The 19,828-nt window shown below is 69.6% G+C and carries 20 protein-coding genes; 13 read left to right on the plus strand and 7 right to left on the minus strand.

Annotated elements, in window-relative coordinates; translation table 11 throughout:
* Positions 1–222 precede the first annotated feature (222 nt).
* From pdhA to ACIRJR_RS02855, 4 genes are all read left to right on the plus strand, one after another.
* Entirely contained in the window at positions 223–1,383 is a 1,161-nt protein-coding gene (gene pdhA, locus ACIRJR_RS02840; RefSeq protein WP_403772766.1) for a pyruvate dehydrogenase (acetyl-transferring) E1 component subunit alpha, read from the plus strand.
* 2 nt (positions 1,384–1,385) lie between these two features.
* Positions 1,386–2,366, plus strand: a complete 981-nt coding sequence (locus ACIRJR_RS02845; protein ID WP_403772769.1) for an alpha-ketoacid dehydrogenase subunit beta — start codon at positions 1,386–1,388, stop codon at positions 2,364–2,366.
* A 10-nt stretch (positions 2,367–2,376) separates the two neighbouring features.
* Positions 2,377–3,786, plus strand: a complete 1,410-nt coding sequence (locus ACIRJR_RS02850; RefSeq protein ID WP_403772772.1) for a dihydrolipoamide acetyltransferase family protein — start codon at positions 2,377–2,379, stop codon at positions 3,784–3,786.
* Between the two features lie 135 nt (positions 3,787–3,921).
* Positions 3,922–4,461, plus strand: a complete 540-nt coding sequence (locus tag ACIRJR_RS02855) for a hypothetical protein (protein WP_403772775.1) — start codon at positions 3,922–3,924, stop codon at positions 4,459–4,461.
* 15 nt (positions 4,462–4,476) lie between these two features.
* Here ACIRJR_RS02855 and ACIRJR_RS02860 read toward each other — a convergent pair whose 3' ends face one another.
* Entirely contained in the window at positions 4,477–4,899 is a 423-nt protein-coding gene (locus ACIRJR_RS02860; protein WP_403772778.1) for an ATP-binding protein, read from the minus strand.
* Positions 4,900–5,155: 256 nt separating this feature from the next.
* Between ACIRJR_RS02860 and ACIRJR_RS02865 the strand changes: the two genes are divergently transcribed.
* The 3 genes from ACIRJR_RS02865 (at position 5,156) to ACIRJR_RS02875 (ending at position 6,559) form a co-directional block, all read left to right on the plus strand.
* Positions 5,156–6,037, plus strand: a complete 882-nt coding sequence (locus tag ACIRJR_RS02865; RefSeq protein ID WP_403772781.1) for a helix-turn-helix domain-containing protein — start codon at positions 5,156–5,158, stop codon at positions 6,035–6,037.
* Between the two features lie 5 nt (positions 6,038–6,042).
* On the plus strand, positions 6,043–6,231 hold the full coding sequence (locus ACIRJR_RS02870) for a DUF397 domain-containing protein (RefSeq protein WP_403772784.1): 189 nt from the start codon (positions 6,043–6,045) through the stop codon (positions 6,229–6,231).
* A 142-nt stretch (positions 6,232–6,373) separates the two neighbouring features.
* A complete protein-coding gene (locus tag ACIRJR_RS02875; RefSeq protein ID WP_403772787.1) occupies positions 6,374–6,559 on the plus strand; it encodes a DUF397 domain-containing protein in 186 nt (61 codons plus the stop codon).
* Between the two features lie 62 nt (positions 6,560–6,621).
* On the opposite strand, the gene ACIRJR_RS02880 is transcribed toward ACIRJR_RS02875, so the two are convergent.
* Positions 6,622–7,521: a D-alanyl-D-alanine carboxypeptidase family protein gene (locus tag ACIRJR_RS02880; RefSeq protein ID WP_403772790.1), complete on the minus strand. Its 900-nt coding sequence runs from the start codon at positions 7,519–7,521 to the stop codon at positions 6,622–6,624.
* 289 nt (positions 7,522–7,810) lie between these two features.
* Between ACIRJR_RS02880 and ACIRJR_RS02885 the strand changes: the two genes are divergently transcribed.
* Positions 7,811–8,494, plus strand: coding sequence for a GntR family transcriptional regulator (locus ACIRJR_RS02885; RefSeq protein ID WP_403772793.1), 684 nt, complete (start codon positions 7,811–7,813; stop codon positions 8,492–8,494).
* Positions 8,491–9,798 carry a nitrate/nitrite transporter gene (locus ACIRJR_RS02890; protein WP_403772796.1) on the plus strand — a complete coding sequence of 436 codons (1,308 nt, stop codon included), beginning with the start codon at positions 8,491–8,493 and terminating at the stop codon, positions 9,796–9,798. The genes ACIRJR_RS02885 and ACIRJR_RS02890 overlap by 4 nt, the downstream gene beginning before the upstream one ends.
* Before the next feature lie 76 nt (positions 9,799–9,874).
* Here ACIRJR_RS02890 and ACIRJR_RS02895 read toward each other — a convergent pair whose 3' ends face one another.
* Entirely contained in the window at positions 9,875–10,699 is an 825-nt protein-coding gene (locus ACIRJR_RS02895; protein WP_403772799.1) for a maleylpyruvate isomerase family mycothiol-dependent enzyme, read from the minus strand.
* 200 nt (positions 10,700–10,899) lie between these two features.
* Between ACIRJR_RS02895 and ACIRJR_RS02900 the strand changes: the two genes are divergently transcribed.
* A complete protein-coding gene (locus ACIRJR_RS02900) occupies positions 10,900–11,697 on the plus strand; it encodes a carbon-nitrogen family hydrolase (protein WP_403772802.1) in 798 nt (265 codons plus the stop codon).
* A 75-nt stretch (positions 11,698–11,772) separates the two neighbouring features.
* On the opposite strand, the gene ACIRJR_RS02905 is transcribed toward ACIRJR_RS02900, so the two are convergent.
* Complete coding sequence (locus ACIRJR_RS02905; protein WP_403772805.1) at positions 11,773–12,267, minus strand: LURP-one-related/scramblase family protein; 495 nt, start codon at positions 12,265–12,267, stop codon at positions 11,773–11,775.
* 64 nt (positions 12,268–12,331) lie between these two features.
* Here ACIRJR_RS02905 and ACIRJR_RS02910 point away from each other — a divergent pair, with 64 nt between their 5' ends.
* A complete protein-coding gene (locus ACIRJR_RS02910) occupies positions 12,332–14,143 on the plus strand; it encodes an NHL domain-containing thioredoxin family protein (RefSeq protein ID WP_403772808.1) in 1,812 nt (603 codons plus the stop codon).
* Positions 14,144–14,209: 66 nt separating this feature from the next.
* On the opposite strand, the gene ACIRJR_RS02915 is transcribed toward ACIRJR_RS02910, so the two are convergent.
* The 3 genes from ACIRJR_RS02915 to ACIRJR_RS02925 form a co-directional block, all read right to left on the minus strand.
* Positions 14,210–14,431, minus strand: a complete 222-nt coding sequence (locus tag ACIRJR_RS02915) for a DUF6458 family protein (protein ID WP_403772811.1) — start codon at positions 14,429–14,431, stop codon at positions 14,210–14,212.
* 104 nt (positions 14,432–14,535) lie between these two features.
* Positions 14,536–15,834: a M18 family aminopeptidase gene (locus ACIRJR_RS02920; RefSeq protein ID WP_403773787.1), complete on the minus strand. Its 1,299-nt coding sequence runs from the start codon at positions 15,832–15,834 to the stop codon at positions 14,536–14,538.
* A 260-nt stretch (positions 15,835–16,094) separates the two neighbouring features.
* Positions 16,095–17,921, minus strand: a complete 1,827-nt coding sequence (locus tag ACIRJR_RS02925; RefSeq protein ID WP_403772813.1) for an acyl-CoA dehydrogenase — start codon at positions 17,919–17,921, stop codon at positions 16,095–16,097.
* Between the two features lie 172 nt (positions 17,922–18,093).
* Between ACIRJR_RS02925 and ACIRJR_RS02930 the strand changes: the two genes are divergently transcribed.
* Together ACIRJR_RS02930 and ACIRJR_RS02935 are read left to right on the plus strand one after the other, a co-directional pair.
* Positions 18,094–18,534: an SseB family protein gene (locus ACIRJR_RS02930; RefSeq protein ID WP_103760589.1), complete on the plus strand. Its 441-nt coding sequence runs from the start codon at positions 18,094–18,096 to the stop codon at positions 18,532–18,534.
* Positions 18,535–18,711: 177 nt separating this feature from the next.
* Complete coding sequence (locus ACIRJR_RS02935) at positions 18,712–19,668, plus strand: pirin family protein (protein WP_403772816.1); 957 nt, start codon at positions 18,712–18,714, stop codon at positions 19,666–19,668.
* Positions 19,669–19,828 lie beyond the last annotated feature (160 nt).

Below are 19,828 nucleotides of genomic sequence, written 5' to 3' on the forward strand. Positions count from 1 at the left end.
ATTTTTGCGATTTACTTGGAAATCCAAGCAAAATTGCAGGTCACAGGGTGTTTCGCAGTTGTGCGATGCACTGGGTAACGTGCTTATGACAGGAAGCTCGCCGGGGCACCTGTCACGCCTGTTCCGGCCGAGTGGCACCCACCCCGTGCACGGGTCCGGACACAGGCGAGCCGCACTGGTTCCCGGCCATCCCGGGGGCCGGACCGACGGAGGAGCACGCACGTGACCGTGGAGAGCACTGCCGCGCGCAAACCGCGACGCAGCAGCAAGCGGACCAGCGCCGCGAAGACACCCGCGCAGACGCCGGAGGCTTCCGAGCCCCAGCTGGTGCAGCTGCTGACGCCCGAGGGTGAGCGCGTGGAGCACCCGGACTTCGAGATCGACCTGAGCGCGGACGAGCTCCGGGGCCTCTACCGGGACATGGTCCTCACGCGCCGCTTCGACGCCGAGGCAACCGCGCTCCAGCGCCAGGGCGAGCTGGGCCTGTGGGCCTCGCTGCTGGGCCAGGAAGCCGCGCAGATCGGCTCCGGCCGGGCACTGCGCGACGACGACTACGTCTTCCCGACCTACCGTGAGCACGGTGTCGCCTGGTGCCGCGGCGTCGACCCGACCAATCTGCTCGGGATGTTCCGCGGAGTGAACCACGGCGGCTGGGACCCCAGCAGCAACAACTTCCACCTCTACACGATCGTCATCGGCTCGCAGACCCTGCACGCCACGGGCTACGCCATGGGCGTCGCCAAGGACGGCGCGGACTCGGCGGTGGTCGCGTACTTCGGTGACGGCGCCTCCAGCCAGGGCGACGTGGCGGAGGCGTTCACCTTCTCCGCCGTCTACAACGCCCCCGTCGTGTTCTTCTGCCAGAACAACCAGTGGGCGATCTCCGAGCCGACCGAGAAGCAGACGCGCGTGCCGCTCTACCAGCGCGCGCAGGGCTTCGGTTTCCCCGGTGTCCGGGTCGACGGCAACGACGTACTGGCGTGTCTGGCGGTCACCAGGTCGGCGCTGGAGCGTGCGCGGCGGGGTGAGGGCCCCACCCTCGTCGAGGCGTTCACCTACCGGATGGGCGCCCACACCACCTCGGACGACCCGACCAAGTACCGGGCGGACGAGGAGCGGGTGGCCTGGGAGGCCAAGGACCCGATCCTGCGGCTGCGCACGTACCTGGAGAAGCAGGAGCTCGCCGACGCGGCGTACTTCACCGCGCTGGACGAGGAGAGCGAGGTCCTCGGCAAGCGGGTGCGCGACGTGGTGCGGTCGATGCCCGACCCGGAGCCCCTTGCGCTGTTCGACCACGCCTACGCCGACGGCAGCCCGCTCGTCGACGAGGAGCGCGCCCAGTTCGCCGCCTACCAGGCATCGTTCGCCGAGGAGGGCAACTAGCCATGGCCACCGAGAAGATGTCCATCGCGAAGGCGCTCAACGAGTCGCTGCGCAAGGCTCTCGAGACCGACCCCAAGGTCCTCATCATGGGTGAGGACGTCGGCAAGCTCGGCGGGGTCTTCCGCATCACGGACGGGCTCCAGAAGGACTTCGGCGAGGACCGGGTCATCGACACCCCGCTCGCCGAGTCCGGCATCGTCGGCACGGCGATCGGCCTGGCTCTGCGCGGCTACCGCCCGGTGGTCGAGATCCAGTTCGACGGCTTCGTCTTCCCCGCGTACGACCAGATCGTCACCCAGCTCGCCAAGATGCACGCCCGCGCCCTCGGCAAGGTCAAGATGCCGGTCGTCGTGCGTATCCCGTACGGCGGCGGCATCGGTGCCGTCGAGCACCACAGCGAGTCGCCCGAGGCCCTGTTCGCGCACGTGGCGGGCCTGAAGGTCGTCTCGCCCTCCAACGCGAGCGACGCCTACTGGATGATGCAGCAGGCCGTCCAGAGCGACGATCCGATCATCTTCTTCGAGCCCAAGCGGCGCTACTGGGACAAGGGGGAGCTCGACACCGAGTCGATCCCCGGCCCGCTCCACAAGGCCGCCGTGGCCCGTGAGGGTTCCGACCTCACGCTCGTCGCGTACGGCCCGATGGTGAAGGTCTGCCTGGAGGCGGCGGCCGCGGCTCAGGAGGAGGGCAAGTCGATCGAGGTCCTGGACCTGCGGTCGATGTCCCCGATCGACTTCGACGCGGTGCAGACCTCGGTCGAGAAGACCGGCCGGCTCGTGGTGGTCCACGAGGCGCCGGTGTTCTACGGCTCCGGCGCCGAGATCGCGGCGCGGATCACCGAGCGCTGCTTCTACCACCTCGAGGCGCCCGTGCTGAGGGTCGGCGGCTATCACGTCCCCTACCCGCCGGCCAGGCTCGAGGACGAGTACCTGCCGGGTCTCGACAGGGTGCTCGACGCCGTCGACCGCTCGCTGGCGTACTGAGGAGAGGGCCGTGACGACGATGACCGAAACGTCTGCTCGTTTCCGCGAGTTCAAGATGCCCGATGTGGGCGAAGGGCTGACCGAGGCCGAGATCCTCAAGTGGTTCGTCCAGCCCGGCGACACCGTCACCGACGGCCAGGTCGTGTGCGAGGTCGAGACGGCCAAGGCCGCGGTCGAGCTGCCGATCCCGTTCGACGGGGTGGTGCACGAACTGCGCTTCCCCGAGGGCACGACCGTCGACGTCGGCGAGGTGATCATCGCCGTGGACGTGGCGCCCGGCAGCGGTGACGCCCCGGCCGCGGGGGACACCGCTCCGGAGCCGGCCCAGCCCGTCGCGGAACCTGAGGCGGAGCCGGAAGCGCCCAAGGGCCGCCAGCCGGTGCTGGTCGGCTACGGCGTGGCCGAGACCTCCACCAAGCGCCGTGCCCGCAAGGGCGTCGAGATCCCCGGTCCGGCCGCCGCCGCGATCCAGGCGGAGATGAACGGCCACGCTGCCCCGGCGGCACCCGAGGCGCGCCCGCTCGCCAAGCCGCCGGTGCGCAAGCTGGCGAAGGACCTGGGCATCGACCTCGCCACGGTCACCCCGACCGGCGAGGGCGGGATCATCACCCGCGAGGACGTCCACGCGGCCGCCGCGCCGGCTCCCGCCGACGCCCCGGTGCAGGCCGCCGCTCCGGCCGTGACGCCCGCACCGGTCGCCGTGTCCGTGGACGCGGCCGGCCGGGAGACCCGCATCCCGGTCAAGGGCGTACGCAAGGCCATCGCCCAGGCCATGGTCGGCAGCGCCTTCACCGCGCCCCATGTCACCGAGTTCGTCACCCTCGACGTGACGCGCACGATGAAGCTCGTGGCGGAGCTCAAGGAGGACAAGGACATGGCGGGGGTGCGGGTCAACCCGCTCCTGATCATCGCCAAGGCCCTCCTCGTCGCGATCAAGCGTCACCCGGAGATCAACGCCGCCTGGGACGAGGCCAACCAGGAGATCGTCCAGAAGCACTACGTCAACCTGGGCATCGCCGCCGCCACCCCGCGCGGTCTGATCGTGCCGAACATCAAGGACGCGCACGACAAGACCCTGCCCGAGCTGGGGCAGGCCCTGGGCGACCTGGTCACCACGGCCCGGGACGGCAAGACCTCCCCGGCCGCGATGGCGGGCGGCACGGTGACCATCACCAACGTCGGCGTCTTCGGCGTCGACACCGGTACGCCGATCCTCAACCCGGGCGAGTCCGCGATCCTCGCGGTCGGGGCGATCAAGCTCCAGCCCTGGGTGCACAAGGGGAAGGTGAAGCCCCGCCAGGTGACCACGCTGGCCCTCTCCTTCGACCACCGCCTGGTCGACGGCGAGCTCGGTTCCAAGGTCCTCGCGGACGTCGCGGCGATCCTGGAGCAGCCGAAGCGCCTGATCACCTGGGGCTGAGGCTCCCCGCTGTACGTGTTTCCGGTGGGTCCGCGCAGTGCGTGCGCGGGCCCATCGGCATGTGCGCCGACGGTGCGCGCGACTACTCTGCGGACAAGACGTGTCACCCGACGCAGTCAGCCGAGGAGGCGCTCCGTGCCATCGAGTTGCGACCCGCAGTACGCTCCCGCCGGCGATGTGGGCGGGGCGCTGATGATGATCGACTCCCGGCTCAAGGGCATTCACGACGGCAACGCCGTGAATGATCTGGAACAGAGGGCGCTGGCGGAACAGGTCGTCGCTTCCCTGGGCCCCGGCGGTGCCGAAGACGTCCTGGACGGCACCTGCACGATCATCTACATGTTCATGAGCTGGCTGCGGCAGGCGCATGAGGCACAGGACAAGGACGTCCTCGAGTACGTGGTGCCCACGCTGGTGGCCTCGATGCGCCAGATGCCCAGGAGTATCCGCCCCGAGGCCATCCCCACCATGGCGGGCCTGGTCGTCGCGGCGGGCATGGGCCTGAGCCCCAACCTGTGGCGCAAGCAGTACGGGGAGTGGACGGAGGAAGAGATGAATCCCTTGGAGGCCACCGCGTTCCTGCTCGCGGAACACATCAACCGCATCACGGGCGACCCGGACTTCGCCACCCGCACGATCGCCGAAACGCTGTCCCTCTCGGAGGAGGGGGCCTGAGCCGACGTTCCGCGGTCATCGCACGACGAGTTCGGCGAACACGGTCTTGCCGACGGTGCGCGGCTCGACGCCCCAGCGGTCGGCCAGCCGGGCGACGATCAGCAGGCCGCGCCCGTAGCAGTCGTCGTCGGCGGCTTCGCGCAGCCCGGGCAGCCGCTCCCCGCGCGGATCGCTGACCTCGATGCGGAGGGCGGTGCCAGTGAGGGTGAGGTGCACCCGGAAGAGCCGGCCCCGCATGCAGCCGTGCAACAGGGCGTTGGTCGCCAACTCGCTGACCAGCAGCGCCGCGTCACCGGCCAGCTCCGGATGCCCCCACTGCCGGACGAGCCGCGCGGTGCGGTGGCGGCTGAGGGAGATGCTCCGCGCGGTGGGGGTGTAGTCGAGCCGGTCCTCATGGAGCGGGGGTTCGGGTACAGGGATTTCCTGGGCTGCGCCCATGGGGTCTGCCTCCGGTGTACGTGGATGGCGGTGGCGATGTCGCGCTGCGGTGGGCCGGGTTCCGGTCGTCGGTTCCGGCGCAGGGCAGGGCGGTGCACTTCCGCGCCTTGATCTCGCTGTGTGAGTGGTACGGCACTGACAGTAGCGGTGTCATTGCGTGGGCAGCAATAACTTCAAGCAGAGAATTCTCTGCCCTAGTTGGTGTTCGAGAAGGGTGGGTCCCAGACTTGGGCCCACTCGGCGGAGGGGATGTGACGTGGCGGGCAACAGCCCTGATCGGGGCCGGACGGTATCCACGGTGCTCGGGCGCCGTCTCGGCGGTGAGTTGCTGCGGTTGCGTGAGATGCGAGCCCTGCGCCAGTCGCATGCGGCAGAGGCGCTGACGGCCTCAGTTGCGAAGGTCGCGAAGATCGAGCGTGGTCTCGTGCCGATCAGGGATCCTGACGTCAGGGCCCTGTGTCACCTGTACGGAGAGACCGATCCGGTGGTTGTCGCCAGACTGCTGGCTCTGGCCAAGGCCGACCGCGAACGACGTAAGGCCAGCGGCTGGTGGAACCAGTACCCGGGCTTGCGGTCCATGGTCGAATACGTGGCCCTGGAGGACATCGCCACCAGCCTTCGTACGTGGCAACTCGCCATCGTGCCCGGTCTGCTCCAGACACCGGACTACGCACGGGCGCTCGCTGTGGGCAACGGGTCCTGGGACGACCCCGATGAGATCGAACCGTTCGTCGAGGCCCGGATGACCCGGCAGGCGCGGTTGGGCGGAGACCGGCCGCTCGAGTTGCGCGTGGTCGTGCACGAGGGCGCCTTGCGCCAACTGGTAGGCGGGCGAGAGGTGATGCGGGAGCAGCTCGGCAGGTTGCTGGACGTCGCCCGACAGCCGAACGTGAAGCTCCAGGTGATGCCGTACATCGCGGGTGCTCACCCCGGAATGACATCCGCGTTCACGATCGTCTCCTTCGCCGAGCCGGGCGCGCTGGACGTGGTCCACATGGACACGACCTCGACCACTCTCTGGCTGGAGAGCGATACTGATGCCGAACGGCATGGCATCCACTTCGACCGCATCTCGCGGCTGGGGCTTGCGCAACACAACTCGGTCAGACTGATCAACGGGATCCTCAAGGAGCTGTAGGCCGCGTGCTCGCGTACAAGTTCGTCAAGTCCAGCTACAGCGGCGGTAACGCGGGCCAGGAGTGCGTCGAGGTGGCCCGCAACGTGCCCTTCACCGTGGCAGTCCGCGACTCCAAGCGACCGGACGGTCCTGTGATTGCCGTCGCGCCTGCTGCCTGGTCTGCTTTCCAGGCTGGGATCCGCCGATGGCCGTAGGTCCCCCTGGCGCGGGTTGAGAGCCCCTTCCCTGTGCACTCCCGAGGGGCGACACTTGGCTGTACTCGCACATGTGTGCGGGAGGTCGTTGTCGCACCGCTCGGTGCGGTCCACGGAGTGCATCGCCAAGGGGGACGGCCGAATGAGCGAGTACCGCTTCAAGAAGTCCAGCTATAGCAGCGGGAACGGCGAGTGCGTCGAGGTGGCCCGGAACGTACCCGCTGTCATAGGTGTCCGCGATTCCAAGCGCACCGACGGCCCCGTCCTCGCCCTCGCCCCCGCCGCGTGGGAGGCCTTCACCGCCGGCCTGCGCCGACAGCAGGCGTAGCGACGGCGAAGGGGGCCTGCCCGCACGGACCGTGCGGGCAGGCCCCCTTCGCCGTCGCGGGGCTACTTCTTGAAGCCGTAGTCCAGGAGCTTCTTGGCGTCCGCGGTGCGGGTGGTCGCGGACGTCGAGGTGAGCACGGTGCCGATGACCGTCTTGCCGTTGCGGGTCGCGGCGAAGACCAGGCAGTACTTGGCCGAGGGGCCCGAGCCGGTCTTCACGCCGATCATGCCGGTGTAGCTGCCCAGCATGGCGTTGGTGTTGGACCACGACATGTAGCGGTAGCCGCCGCTCTTCGTCGTGACCTTCTGCTTCGTCGACTTCGTCTTCACGATCCCGCGGAACGTGGAGTTCTTCATCGCGCTGCTGGCGATCTTCGTGAGGTCGCGGGGCGTCGAGTAGTTCGAGCCGCTCCCGATGCCGTCGAAGGAGTCGAAGTGGGTGTTCTTCAGGCCCATGCTCTTCGCGTCGGCGTTCATCTTGCCGATGAACGACTTGACCCGGGCCGCGCGCGTGGTGCCGGAGCCGAACTTGTCGGCGAGGGCGTACGCGGCGTCGCAGCCCGACGGCAGCATCAGGCCGTACAGCAGCTGGCGGACCGTGACCTTGTCGCCCACGATGAGCCGGGCCGACGAGGCGGTCTTCGAGACGATGTAGTCGCTGTACGCCTTCTGGACCGTGACCTTGGTGTCGAGATTCAGGTTCTTCTGGGCCAGCACCACCTTGGCAGTCATGATCTTGGTCGTCGAGCCGGTGGAGCGGCGGGTGTCCGACGCCTTGCCGTAGAGCGTCCCCCCGGTGCCGTTGTTCATCACGAAGCCGCCCTTGGCGGTGATCGTGGGAGTCGGCGGGGTCGCTGCCTGCGCCGTGGAGGCGAATCCGCTGCCCGCGAGGACGGCGCCTGCGGTGAGGGTCACGGTGACGGCGACCCGTGCGCGGTTTGTACCCTTAAGACCGATTTTCAAGTCGAACACTCCAAATACGCCTGCATTGCGGCCACATGAGGGTGCCGCTCGGTGGTGAGACGCGTGAGGCGGCCTGATGGATGTGCCCCCGAACGGGTGAATTCGGATCGGCTGTCCAGATCGAGCGCGTCCGGCGTTCGGTGCCCCTGTCGCGCGGACTCCTGTCCCTGCGACGGCTCCTGCCCGCGCTTCCCTCCCCTACGCCCACCGCCTTGGCCGGGTGCGGCGCAGGCGTCCCGCATCATGGACCGGATCCGCCATGCGTGCATCTTGTATCTATGCTGTGTGCATGCCTGCTGCACCTTCAGCCTCCCCTCTCGCCCGCAAGGCGGACCCCAAGCCCCCGCCCGCGGCCGAGCGCGTCTACACGCACATCAAGGAAGCGGTTCTCGACCGCCGGTACGAGGGCGGCACGCTCCTCACCGAAGGCGACCTGGCCGAGGCCGTCGGCGTGTCCCGGACACCCGTGCGGGAAGCGCTGCTCCGGCTGGAGGTCGAAGGGCTGATCAAGCTCTACCCGAAGAAGGGCGCCCTGGTCCTCGCGGTCTCCGCCCAGGAGATCTCCGACGTGGTCGAGACCCGCCTGCTCGTGGAGGAGTTCGCCGCGCGCAAGGCCGTGCCCGCACCGGACCGGCTGATCGCCCGGCTCGAACTGCTCCTGGAGGAGCAGAGGGAGCTCGCCGAAGCGGGCGATCTGGCCGCCGTGTCGGTCAAGGACCGCTGCTTCCACGCCGAGATCGTGAAGAACGCGGGCAACGAGATCCTCTCGCGCCTCTACGACCAGCTCCGCGACCGGCAGCTCCGGATGGGTGTGGCCGTCATGGAGGCGCACCCCGGCAGGATCGCCGCCAACATCACCGAACACGGTGAGCTGCTGGACGCCATCAGGGCCGGCGACGCCGACGGCGCCGCGCAGGTCGTGCGGCGCCACGTCAGCCGGGTCAAGGTGCTGGTCCGGGGTGATGACCGGTGAGCTCCGCGTCCCCCACCCTCTCCCTGCCCGGGGACCCGCCCGGCGGCCGTCGTGCCCTGTGGGTCTGGGGCATCGGTGTCGCCGTCTACTTCGTCGCGATCATCTTCCGTACGAGTCTGGGCGTCGCCGGACTCGACGCCGCCGACCGGTTCGACGTCAACGCCTCGGCCCTGTCGACGTTCTCCATCCTGCAACTGCTCGTCTACGCCGGCATGCAGATACCCGTGGGCCTCATGGTCGACAGGCTCGGCACCAAGAAGGTCCTCACCATCGGGGTGGTGCTCTTCACGCTGGGGCAGCTGGGCTTCGCGCTCTCCCCGTCGTACGGCATGGCGCTCGCCTCACGCGCGCTGCTCGGCTGTGGCGACGCGATGACGTTCATCAGCGTGCTGCGGCTCGGCGCCCGGTGGTTCCCGGCCCGGCGAGGACCGCTGATAGGACAGGTGACCGGGCTGTTCGGGATGGCGGGCAACCTCGTCTCGACGCTCTTCATCGCCCGCGCGCTGCACGGCTTCGGCTGGACTGCGACCTTCGTCGGCAGCTCGCTGGCCGGAGTGGTGGTGCTGATACCGCTGCTGCTCTTCCTCAAGGACCACCCCGAGGGCCATGAGCCGCCGCCCTCCGAGCACGCAGGAGCGGCGTACGTACGGAAGCAGATCGCCGCTGCCTGGCGGGAGCCGGGCACCCGCCTGGGCATGTGGGTGCACTTCACGACGCAGTTCCCCGCCATGGTCTTCCTGCTGCTGTGGGGCATGCCGTTCCTGGTCGAGGCGCAGGGGCTGAGCAGGGGGACCGCGGGTGAGCTGCTCACCCTGGTGGTGCTCTCCAACATGGTGGTGGGACTGGTCTACGGCCAGGTCATCGCCCGCCATCACGCGGCGCGGGCCCCGCTGGCCCTCGGCACGGTCGCGGTGACGGCGCTGCTCTGGGCGACCACGATCTTCTATCCCGGCGACCACGCGCCGATGTGGCTGCTGATCACCCTGTGCGTGGTCCTCGGCTCCTGCGGGCCCGCGTCGATGATCGGCTTCGACTTCGGCCGCCCCGCCAATCCGCCGGAACGCCAGGGCACCGCTTCCGGGATCGTCAACATGGGGGGCTTCGTCGCCTCGATGACGACCCTGTTCGCGGTGGGGGTCCTGCTGGACGCGACGGGGGACAACTACCGCGTCGCGTTCGCCTCGGTCTTCGTCCTGGAGGCGCTGGGTGTCGTACAGATCCTGCGGCTGCACGCCAGTGCCACCCACAGGGAACGCGACCACCACGTCGTCAGCCGCGTCGAGGCCGTGCACGTGCCCGTCTGACCGTCTCCTGTTTGACCGTCCCCGCCGGCGGAGCCCGCCCGGGTCCGCCGGCGGACGGGGTACCGCCGGGTGCCGGCTACGGGGTCACGGCGAAGTGGCGCAGGATCTCGGCCGCGAGGTCCTGGTCGCCGTCGGTCTTGATCCGGTCCTCCACGGCCCCTGCCCTGACCCTGCCGCAGGCCAGCCGGTAGTACGTCTCCCAGTCCATCGACAGGGTCGCGGCGGGCCCCAGGGACGGCGCACCGTCGACCGAGCCGCGCCCCTCCCCGTCGACCCTGACCGTACGCAGGAACTCCAGTGGGCCGTGCACGTCGAAGACCACGGCCGAGTTGGGCGGCGCGCCCGCGTCCTTGGCGACGACCTTCGCCAGGCCGATCAGCAGGGTGTCCCGGACGATCAGGGCGCCGGGGGAGTCCAGGTTGCCGGGCTGCCCCAGCGTCGTGCGCAGGTCCTGCTCGTGCACCCAGACGTCGAAGGCGCGCATGCGCAGAGCGAGTTCCAGCGTCTGCTCCGCACCGAGGGGTGCCCGCACCATGGTCTCGGGATCGCGCGACTCGTTGCGCAGCTGACGCATGCGCCGGATGAGCGTGTACTCGAGCTCCGAGGTCATCTCCGGTGCTGTGTGGTGGCGCCGTACGTCGACCTGCATCTCCATGTAGCGCTGGTGGTCGTTCTGCACGTGGTAGAGGTCGCGCGGCAGCGTGTGGATCGGACGGGGGTCGCCGAGCTGCTCGCACTCCATGCCGATGACGTGCGAGACGATGTCACGTATCGACCAGCCCGGGCAGGGCGTCCGGCGGTTCCACTCCCCCTCGGCGAGCGGCTTGACCAGCTCGGATATCGACTCGACGGAGTGGGTCCAGGCATCGGCATAGGTCTGGAGGCTGGGATGGACGGTCACGGGACCCCTCGTGCGGTTCTGCGGTGCATGGGCTGGAGAGCAGGGAGTGCCGGACAGGATGGCCGGCACCGACGGTGCTGTCTGCGGGCTGCGTGGGAGGTTCGCTCGCTAAGTTACGCTGCGAGCAGGCACCCCGGCAGTGCTTTCGTGTGACGATCGTAGGCCCGCGTTGACGGCTTCCATGCCAGGACGGTGGTAGTGTGCACGCCTCCCTCATCCAGATCGCAGTAAACGAGGATGAATCGGTCAATTCCCGTAGAGAGCGCGCGGCTTCCCTGGTCGTCGCGCAGCGGGGAGCGGACCTGGTCGTCCTCCCTGAACTCTGGCCGGTCGGCGCCTTCGCCTACACCGCGTTCGCCGATGAGGCCGAGCCGCTGCACGGACCCACGCACGACGTCATGGCGAAGGCGGCGGCCGAGGCCGGGGTCTGGCTGCACGCCGGATCCTTCGTGGAGCGCGCCGAGGACGGCACGCTCTACAACACCTCGCTGGTGTTCTCGCCGGAGGGCGGACTGGCCGCCTCGTACCGGAAGATCCATCGCTTCGGCTTCGACAAGGGTGAGGCGGTGATGATGGGTGCCGGTGAGGAGCTCGTCACCGTCGCCCTGCCGCAGACCACGCTCGGCCTTGCCACCTGCTACGACCTGCGCTTCCCGGAGCAGTTCCGGGGGCTCGTCGACGCGGGGGCCGAAACCATGATCGTCGCGGCGGGGTGGCCGGAGCGCCGCCGGGCGCACTGGACGCTGCTGGCGCAGGCCCGTGCCGTGGAGAACCAGGCGTACGTCCTGGCCGTCGGGTGCGCGGGTACCCACGCGGGGATCGAGCAGGCGGCCCACAGCATCGTCGTCGACCCCTGGGGCGAGGTGCTCGCCGAGGCCGGAGCGGGCGAGGAGGTGCTCACCGTGGAGTTCGACCCCGCGAGCACCGCCACCACCCGGGAGCGGTTCCCGGCGCTCAAGGACCGTCGCCTGGGCATCCCTCCGCGGCGCCTGGCCTGAGCCGCACGTGGCCGTCCCCCGGTGGCCCGGTTTCACGTGAAACCGGGCCACCGGCGTCTCCGGGCGCGCCGGCGGTCAGTCGTCCCCGTGCTCCTTGTCCCCGAGGGCGATCACGCACACGGCCACCGCGATGAGCAGGGGCACGTCGGCGTCCTCCCTGACGATGTCGACGCCGTAGGTGTCGCGAACGCTCAGCCGGCGCCGGGAGATCTGTGCCAGCAGCTCACCGTCGTAGTCGACGGCGAATTCGCGGTCCAGGATCTTGCCGCTGACGTCCAGCTCGGTGCCGTCCACCAGGGTCACCCGGTAGTGGTTGCGCAGGAGGGAGAGCCGCTTCTTCCTGACCTTGGCGAGCTCCTCTCCGTTCCGCTCGATCAGCATGGTGTCGCGCAGGCTGATCAGCTTCTGACGGATCTCCACCAGCACCCGGCCGTCCGCGTCCTTCAGCTCGAAGGTGTCGCGGATCCGCATGGCCTTGCCGTCGACGAGGAAGAGCTTGTGCCCGTCCGCGTCCTCGATCCAGTAGTCGTCGCCGATGCCGAAAAGCCGCTCACGCACGAGAAGTCTCATGGATCACAGGTTCCCCGACGCCCCAGCGGAATGCGGGCAGGCGGCGTTGCTGTTGACTGGTGTCATGACCGCACGTGCACGTGTCCGCGCCCCCGAACTCATCGGCAAGGGCGGCTGGCTCAATACAGGCGACCGGCAGTACACCCTTGCTGAGCTGCGGGGACGCATTGTCATTCTGGATTTCTGGACCTTCTGCTGTGTGAACTGCCTGCATGTGCTCGACGAGCTGCGTGAGCTGGAGGAGAAGCACCGCGACACCGTGGTGATCATCGGTGTCCACTCGCCGAAGTTCGTGCACGAGGCGGAGCACCAGGCCGTGGTCGACGCCGTCGAGCGCTACGAGGTGCACCACCCCGTCCTCGACGACCCCGAGCTCGCCACCTGGAAGCAGTACGCCGTCCGGGCCTGGCCCACGCTCGTCGTCGTGGACCCCGAGGGATACGTCGTCGCCCAGCACGCCGGGGAGGGGCACGCCCACGCCATCGCGAAGCTGGTCGAGGAGCTGGAGACCGAGCACGCCGCGAAGGGCACCCTGCGCCGTGGCGACGGTCCGTACGTGGCTCCGGAGCCGGTCGCCACGCACCTGCGCTTCCCGGGCAAGGCGCTCGCCCTGCCCGACGGCGGATTCCTGGTCTCGGACACCACCCGCCACCGCCTGGTCGAGCTCGACGCCGACGGGGAGACCGTGCGGGGGCACTTCGGCGCCGGTGAGCGTGGATTCGCGGACGGGGGCCGCGAGGACGCCCGGTTCAGCGAGCCGCAGGGCCTCGCCGTCCTGCCCGACGGCCGGATCGCCGTCGCGGACACGGTCAACCACGCGATCAGGGCGCTCGACCTCGCGACGGGCGTGACGACCACGCTCGCCGGGACCGGCCGCCAGTGGTGGCAGGGCTCCGCCACCGACGGCCCCGCGACGGAGGTGGACCTGTCGTCCCCCTGGGACATCGCCTGGTTCGGTGACCGGCTGTGGATCGCGATGGCCGGTGTGCACCAGCTGTGGACGTACGACCCCGGGCAGGGCACGGTTCGGGTGGCCGCCGGGACGACCAACGAGGGTCTGGTCGACGGGCCCGGCGGAGAGGCGTGGTTCGCGCAGCCGTCCGGCCTGGCCGCGGCCGGGGACCGCCTCTGGGTCGCCGACCCGGAGACCTCCGCGCTGCGCTGGGTGGACCTGGAGGGCGCCGTGCACACCGCCGTCGGTACCGGGCTCTTCGACTTCGGCCACCGCGACGGCCCGGCCGGTCAGGCGCTGTTCCAGCACCCGCTGGGCGTCACCGCCCTCCCGGACGGTTCCGTCGCCGTCAGCGACACCTACAACCACGCCCTGCGGCGCTTCGACCCGGAGAGCGGCGAGGTCACGACGCTGGCCACCGACCTGCGGGAGCCGAGCGACGCGGTGCTGGTGGACGGCGATCTGGTGGTCGTGGAGTCCGCACGGCACCGGCTGACCCGGCTGCGGCTTCCCGAGGAGGCCGTGCGCGTGGCGGAGCGGGCCCACCGCACGCAGCGGGCGGCCACCGAGGTCGCCGCCGGGACACTGCGCCTGGACGTCGTCTTCCAGGCGCCCGCCGGACAGAAGCTGGACACCCGTTACGGTCCCTCGACCAGGCTGCTGGTCTCCTCGACACCGCCGGAACTGCTGGCCGAGGGGTCAGGCCCGGGTACGGACCTGAGCCGCGAGCTGGTCCTGGCGGACGGGTACACCGAGGGAGTTTTGCACGTGTCCGCGATGGCGGCGTCCTGCGACGACGACCCGGCGAACGAGTACCCGGCCTGCCATGTGCACCAGCAGGACTGGGGGGTTCCCGTCAGCGTCACCGCGGCGGGTACGTCCAGGCTTCCGCTGGTGCTGGCCGGGATGGACGAGCAGGGCTGACGGCCCGAGCACGAAGCCCCGCCTGCCCGGCAGGAACGTCCGGGCGGGCGGGGCCTTCACATGCCGTCACCGGTAGCGGCGATCGTCCTCCGAGACCACCGTGGTGGTGGGAGGCACGACCATGCGGCGGCGACGCGCGATGCTCGCGTAGACGAAGACCCCGACGAGGCCGACGAGCATCATGATCCAGCCGACCAGGTCGACATTGACGGTATCCATTTCCCAGTCGGTGGCGAATGCCAGAATCGCTCCGGCACCGATCAGGAGAATGCATCCTCCGAGTCCCATGACTTCCGCCTCCTCGACGGCCCGGTGAGTCCGGGCCGGTGTACGGGTCGCGTACCCGGCCCGGGAACAAGCATGTCCGGGAAGGCGGTTGGGACGGCCTGCGGTCAGTCCGTGAGGAACGCGGTGAGCGAGTTGGCCAGCAGGTAGGGGTCGTCGGCGCCGCACAGCTCGCGCGCGCTGTGCATCGACAGGATCGCCACACCGATGTCGACGGTCCGGATGCCGTGCCGGGCCGCGGTGATCGGGCCGATCGTCGTGCCGCACGGCATCGAGTTGTTCGAGACGAACGTCTGCCAGGGCACACCCGCCCTCTCGCAGGCCGCCGCGAACACGGCGCGGCCGCCGCCGTCGGTCGCGTAGCGCATGTTGACGTTGGTCTTGAGGATCGGGCCGCCGTTGACCACCGGGTGGTGCGTGGGGTCGTGCCGCTCGGCGTAGTTGGGGTGGATGGCGTGGCCGGTGTCCGAGGAGAGGCAGACGGCGCCGGCGAAGGCGCGGGCCCGGTCCTCGTACGAACCGCCGCGGGCGAAGACCGAGCGCTCCAGGACCGTGCCGAGCAGCGGGCCGTCCGCGCCGGTGTCGGACTGGGAGCCGTTCTCCTCGTGGTCGAAGGCGGCCAGTACGGGGATGTACGGGAGCTCGTCGTCCGGCAGTGCGGCCACGGCGGCGAGCGCGGCGGTCGCGGCGTGCACGGAGAGCAGGTTGTCCATGCGCGGGCCGGCGACCAGCTCGCGGTCCCGCCCCAGGTAGGCGGGCGCCTCGACGGGGTGCGGCATGAGGTCCCAGCCGGTGATCTCGTCGGGCTCGACGCCGGCCTCCTCGGCGACGAAGCGGATGAGGTCGCCCTCCTCGACCTCGCCCAGTCCCCAGATCGGCTGCATGTGCTTCTGGCGGTCGAGCTTGAGGCCGTCGGGGTTGGCGGACCGGTCCAGGTGCACGGCCAGCTGGGGGACCCGCAGCAGTGGCCGGTCGATGTTCACCAGCCGGTGTGTGCCGTCGCGGAGCGAGATGCGGCCGGCCAGCCCGAGGTCCCGGTCCAGCCAGGTGTTCAGGAGCGTCCCGCCGTAGATCTCGACGGCGATCTGGCGCCAGCCGTACGCCCCCGAGTCGGGCAGCGGCTTGACGCGGAGGTTGGGGGAGTCGGTGTGGGCTCCCACGATCCGGAACGGGGTGTGGGCGGCGGCCCCCTCCGGCACGTACCAGGCCACGATCGCACCGCCCCGCAGGACGTACTTGCCGCCTGTGGTGGCGTCCCACGCGGCCGTCTCCTCGACCTGACGGAATCCGGCCTTCTCCAGCCGTGCGGCCGCCGTGGCCACGGCGTGGTACGGGGAGGGGGAGGCCATCAGGAAGGCCATCAGATCGTCGGTGTGGCCGCGGTCGAAGCGGGCGGGAGAGCTCATGTCCTCACTGTAACGAGAGCGAGGCGTCCGGAATCCGGCAGGCTGTGGGCCGCTCTCCGGACGGATCCGCAGCTCGTCGGCCGTCGTCAGGCCGATGTCCACGCCGTACGGGGCGGAGAGCCCGAGCCGGTCGTGGTGGACGCCGGAGGGGACGTAGGCCCAGGTCCCGGCGGGATTCCAGGCCGTGCGCCCGGACACGACAGCGCCGCCACCCGGGCGAGGTCCGGGTGGCGGCGCTGTCGTGGATCAGGGCGCTGTGCCTAGAACGCGGCCTCGTCCAGCTCCATCAGCGAGTTGTCGACGGTCTCGGCGAGCGCACGCTCGGCGGAGACGCCGGGCAGGACGTTCGCGGCGAAGAACTTCGCCGCGGCGATCTTGCCCTGGTAGAAGGGGGCGTCCTTCGCGGAGGCGTTGCGGAGCTTCTCGGACGCCACGACCGCGCCCTTGAGGAGCAGGTAGCCGACGACGACATCGCCCGAGGCCATCAGGAGGCGGGTGGTGTTGAGGCCCACCTTGTAGATGTTCTTGACGTCCTCGCCGGTCGCGGTGAGGTCGGTGATCATCGTGCCGACGATCGCCTCCAGGTCCACCGCCGCCTTGGCGAGGTTGTCCAGCGAGCCGGACAGCTCCTCGTTGTCCTGGGCGCCCGCGAGGAACTTCTTGATCTCCTCGGAGAGGGCGTTCAGCGAGGCACCCTGGTCGCGGACGATCTTCCGGAAGAAGAAGTCCTGGCCCTGGATCGCCGTCGTGCCCTCGTACAGGGTGTCGATCTTGGCGTCGCGGATGTACTGCTCGACCGGGTACTCCTGGAGGTAGCCGGAGCCGCCGAAGGTCTGGAGCGACTGCGCGAGCTGCTCGTAGGACTTCTCGGAGCCGTAACCCTTCACGATCGGGAGCAGCAGGTCGTTCAGGCCGTTGAGCGCCTTGGAGTCCTCGCCCGCGGCCTCCTTCACCTGGATCGCGTCCTGGACGGAGGCGGTGTACAGGACGAGGGAGCGCATGCCCTCGGCGTACGCCTTCTGCGTCATGAGGGAGCGGCGCACGTCGGGGTGGTGCGTGATGGTGACCTTGGGGGCCGTCTTGTCCATGAACTGCGACAGGTCGGTGCCCTGGACGCGCTCCTTGGCGTACTCCAGCGCGTTGAGGTAGCCCGCGGAGAGGGCCGCGATGGCCTTCGTGCCGACCATCATGCGGGCGAACTCGATGATGCGGAACATCTGGCGGATGCCGTCGTGCTTGTCACCGATCAGCCAGCCCTTGGCGGGGTGCTGGTCGCCGAAGGTCATCTCGCAGGTGTTCGACGCCTTGAGGCCCATCTTGTGCTCGACGTTCGTCGCGTAGACGCCGTTGCGCTCACCGAGCTCGCCGGTGGTCCAGTCGAAGTGGAACTTCGGGACCAGGAAGAGGGAGAGGCCCTTGGTGCCCGGACCGGCGCCCTCGGGGCGTGCCAGAACGTAGTGGAGGATGTTCTCGGACATGTCGTGCTCGCCCGAGGTGATGAAGCGCTTCACACCCTCGATGTGCCAGGAGCCGTCCTCCTGCTCGACCGCCTTGGTGCGGCCGGCGCCCACGTCCGAACCGGCGTCCGGCTCGGTCAGCACCATCGTCGAGCCCCACTGCTTCTCGACGGCGATCTCGGCGACCTTCTTCTGCGCCTCGTTGCCCTCGTCGAAGAGGATGCCGGCGAACGCGGGGCCGGAGGAGTACATCCAGACCGCCGGGTTGGAGCCGAGCAGAAGCTCCGCGTAACCCCAGATCAGGGAGCGCGGGGAGGTCGTGCCGCCGATCTCCTCGGGCAGGCCCAGGCGCCAGTACTCGGAGTCCATGAACGCCTGGTACGACTTCTTGAAGGAGGCCGGTACGGGCGCGGTGTTCGTCGCGGGGTCGAAGACCGGCGGGTTGCGGTCGGCGTCGGCGTACGAGTCGGCGAGCTCGTTCTCCGCGAGGCGGGTGACCTCGTCGAGGATGCTCTTCGCGGTGTCGACGTCCATCTCCGCGAACGGACCGGTGCCGTACAGCTTGTCGCGCCCGAGGACCTCGAAGAGGTTGAACTCGATGTCGCGGAGATTCGACTTGTAGTGCCCCATGGGAAGGCTCCGTAATCAATAGCAGTGGCGCGCAGCGCCCCGTGGAGGAACAGAGGGTCGGGCGGCGGACGGCCGGGCGTGGGTATATCACCTGACCTCTCCGATGATGCTACCCGTCAGTAATAAGACGCAACCCCCCGAGGCACAGATGTGTCCGATTACTCTTTGCGGCATGTATGGCTACGACCAGAACCAGGGCGCGCAGCAGCAGATGGGCGGCGGCTACGGCGAGCAGCCGTTGTACCCCGAGCCCTCGCCGCCGTCCCTGGCCGACGCGGTACGGGCCTTCACGACCGGTTCGCTGTCCGCGGAGGACTTCCAGCAGATCTTCGCCACGGCGAAGGTCTACTGCCCGCGGGGCGACAACCCCGGCTTCCTGGCCCTCCACAACACCCAGCAGCCGGTGATTCCCATGTTCACCACGCTCAAGGAGCTGCGGAGCTACGCGGGCAAGGAGTCCAAGTACTTCGTGATCACCGGTGCCGAGGTGATCGACCTGCTGCCGACCGGCTACGGCTTCGTCCTGGACATGGAGGGCGATCACCGCATGGTGTTCGACGCCAAGGCGGTGGAGCAGATGGTCGACTTCGCGATGCGCCGTATGTACGGCTGAGCGGCACCCTCCGCACACGCCGCCCCCGAGGGGCCCGCACCGGCACGGTGCGGGCCCCTCGGGGCTGTCCGGGGCCTGTCCGGGGGCGCTTGCGGAGGCGCCGGGAATGAAGGCCGCCTTGCAGGATGTTCACCGTTCAACTAAATTGGGATCAGAAGACTCCCGGAGGTGGCTCCCATGCCCGCAGTGACCGTCGAAAACCCGCTGACCCTGCCGAAGGTCGCGGCCCCGGCCGAGGCCGTGGCCCGCCCCGTGCTGACCGTCACGACCGCGCCGAGCGGTTTCGAGGGTGAGGGGTTCCCGGTGCGGCGCGCCTTCGCCGGGATCAACTACCGGCACCTCGACCCGTTCATCATGATGGACCAGATGGGTGAGGTGGAGTACGCGGCGGGCGAGCCGAAGGGGACTCCCTGGCACCCGCACCGCGGCTTCGAGACCGTCACCTACATCATCGACGGGAGCTTCATCCACCAGGACAGCCATGGTGGCGGTGGTTCCATCGAGAACGGCGACACCCAGTGGATGACGGCAGGCAGCGGCCTCCTGCACATCGAGACGCCGCCGGAGGCCCTCGTCATGTCCGGCGGCCTCTTCCACGGCCTCCAGCTCTGGGTGAACCTGCCCAAGGCCGACAAGATGATGGCCCCGCGCTACCAGGACATCCGCGGCGGCCAGGTCCAGCTCCTCGCCTCCCCGGACGGCGGCGCCCTGCTCCGCGTCATCGCGGGTGAGCTCGACGGTCATGAGGGCCCGGGCATCACGCACACCCCGATCACCATGGTCCACGCGACGGTCCGCCCGGGTGCCGAGGTCACGCTGCCCTGGCGTGAGGAGTTCAACGGCCTCGCCTACGTCCTCGCGGGCCGCGGGAGCGTCGGTGCGGAGCGCCGCCCCGTCCGCATGGGCCAGACCGCGGTCTTCGGCAAGGGGTCCTCGCTGACCGTCCGCGCCGACGAGGCGCAGGACGGCAACACCCCGGACCTGGAGGTCGTGCTGCTCGGCGGGCGTCCGATCCGCGAGCCGATGGCGCACTACGGGCCGTTCGTCATGAACACCCAGGACGAGCTCAAGCAGGCCTTCGAGGACTTCCAGAAGGGCCTGCTGGGCACCGTCCCCGCCGTGCACGGGATGTGACGCGGACGTGCCGGCCCCGGCCACCGGGGCCGGCACGTACGGCTCTGCCCGGCTCCGCCGGCCGTGTCCGGTGTCGACCGCCGGCGGGTCTCCCCCGGCTCCTGGCGTTCCCGCGGGTCGCTGCATCGCTGCACCGTCCCGACCCCGTACGGAATATGAC

Origin of the sequence: Streptomyces sp. NPDC102402 (assembly GCF_044765765.1) — a bacterium.
Lineage (GTDB): Bacteria > Actinomycetota > Actinomycetes > Streptomycetales > Streptomycetaceae > Streptomyces.

Bases quoted from the DNA above. Each gene is read 5' to 3' on its own strand.
- ACIRJR_RS02845 (WP_403772769.1), top strand. From the start codon at position 1,386: ATGGCCACCGAGAAGATGTCCATCGCGAAGGCGCTCAACGAGTCGCTG.
- ACIRJR_RS02860 (WP_403772778.1), bottom strand. From the start codon at position 4,899: ATGGGCGCAGCCCAGGAAATCCCTGTACCCGAACCCCCGCTCCATGAG.
- ACIRJR_RS02875 (WP_403772787.1), top strand. From the start codon at position 6,374: ATGAGCGAGTACCGCTTCAAGAAGTCCAGCTATAGCAGCGGGAACGGC.
- ACIRJR_RS02885 (WP_403772793.1), top strand. From the start codon at position 7,811: ATGCCTGCTGCACCTTCAGCCTCCCCTCTCGCCCGCAAGGCGGACCCC.
- ACIRJR_RS02905 (WP_403772805.1), bottom strand. From the start codon at position 12,267: ATGAGACTTCTCGTGCGTGAGCGGCTTTTCGGCATCGGCGACGACTAC.
- ACIRJR_RS02910 (WP_403772808.1), top strand. From the start codon at position 12,332: ATGACCGCACGTGCACGTGTCCGCGCCCCCGAACTCATCGGCAAGGGC.
- ACIRJR_RS02915 (WP_403772811.1), bottom strand. From the start codon at position 14,431: ATGGGACTCGGAGGATGCATTCTCCTGATCGGTGCCGGAGCGATTCTG.
- ACIRJR_RS02920 (WP_403773787.1), bottom strand. From the start codon at position 15,834: ATGAGCTCTCCCGCCCGCTTCGACCGCGGCCACACCGACGATCTGATG.
- ACIRJR_RS02925 (WP_403772813.1), bottom strand. From the start codon at position 17,921: ATGGGGCACTACAAGTCGAATCTCCGCGACATCGAGTTCAACCTCTTC.
- ACIRJR_RS02930 (WP_103760589.1), top strand. From the start codon at position 18,094: ATGTATGGCTACGACCAGAACCAGGGCGCGCAGCAGCAGATGGGCGGC.
- ACIRJR_RS02935 (WP_403772816.1), top strand. From the start codon at position 18,712: ATGCCCGCAGTGACCGTCGAAAACCCGCTGACCCTGCCGAAGGTCGCG.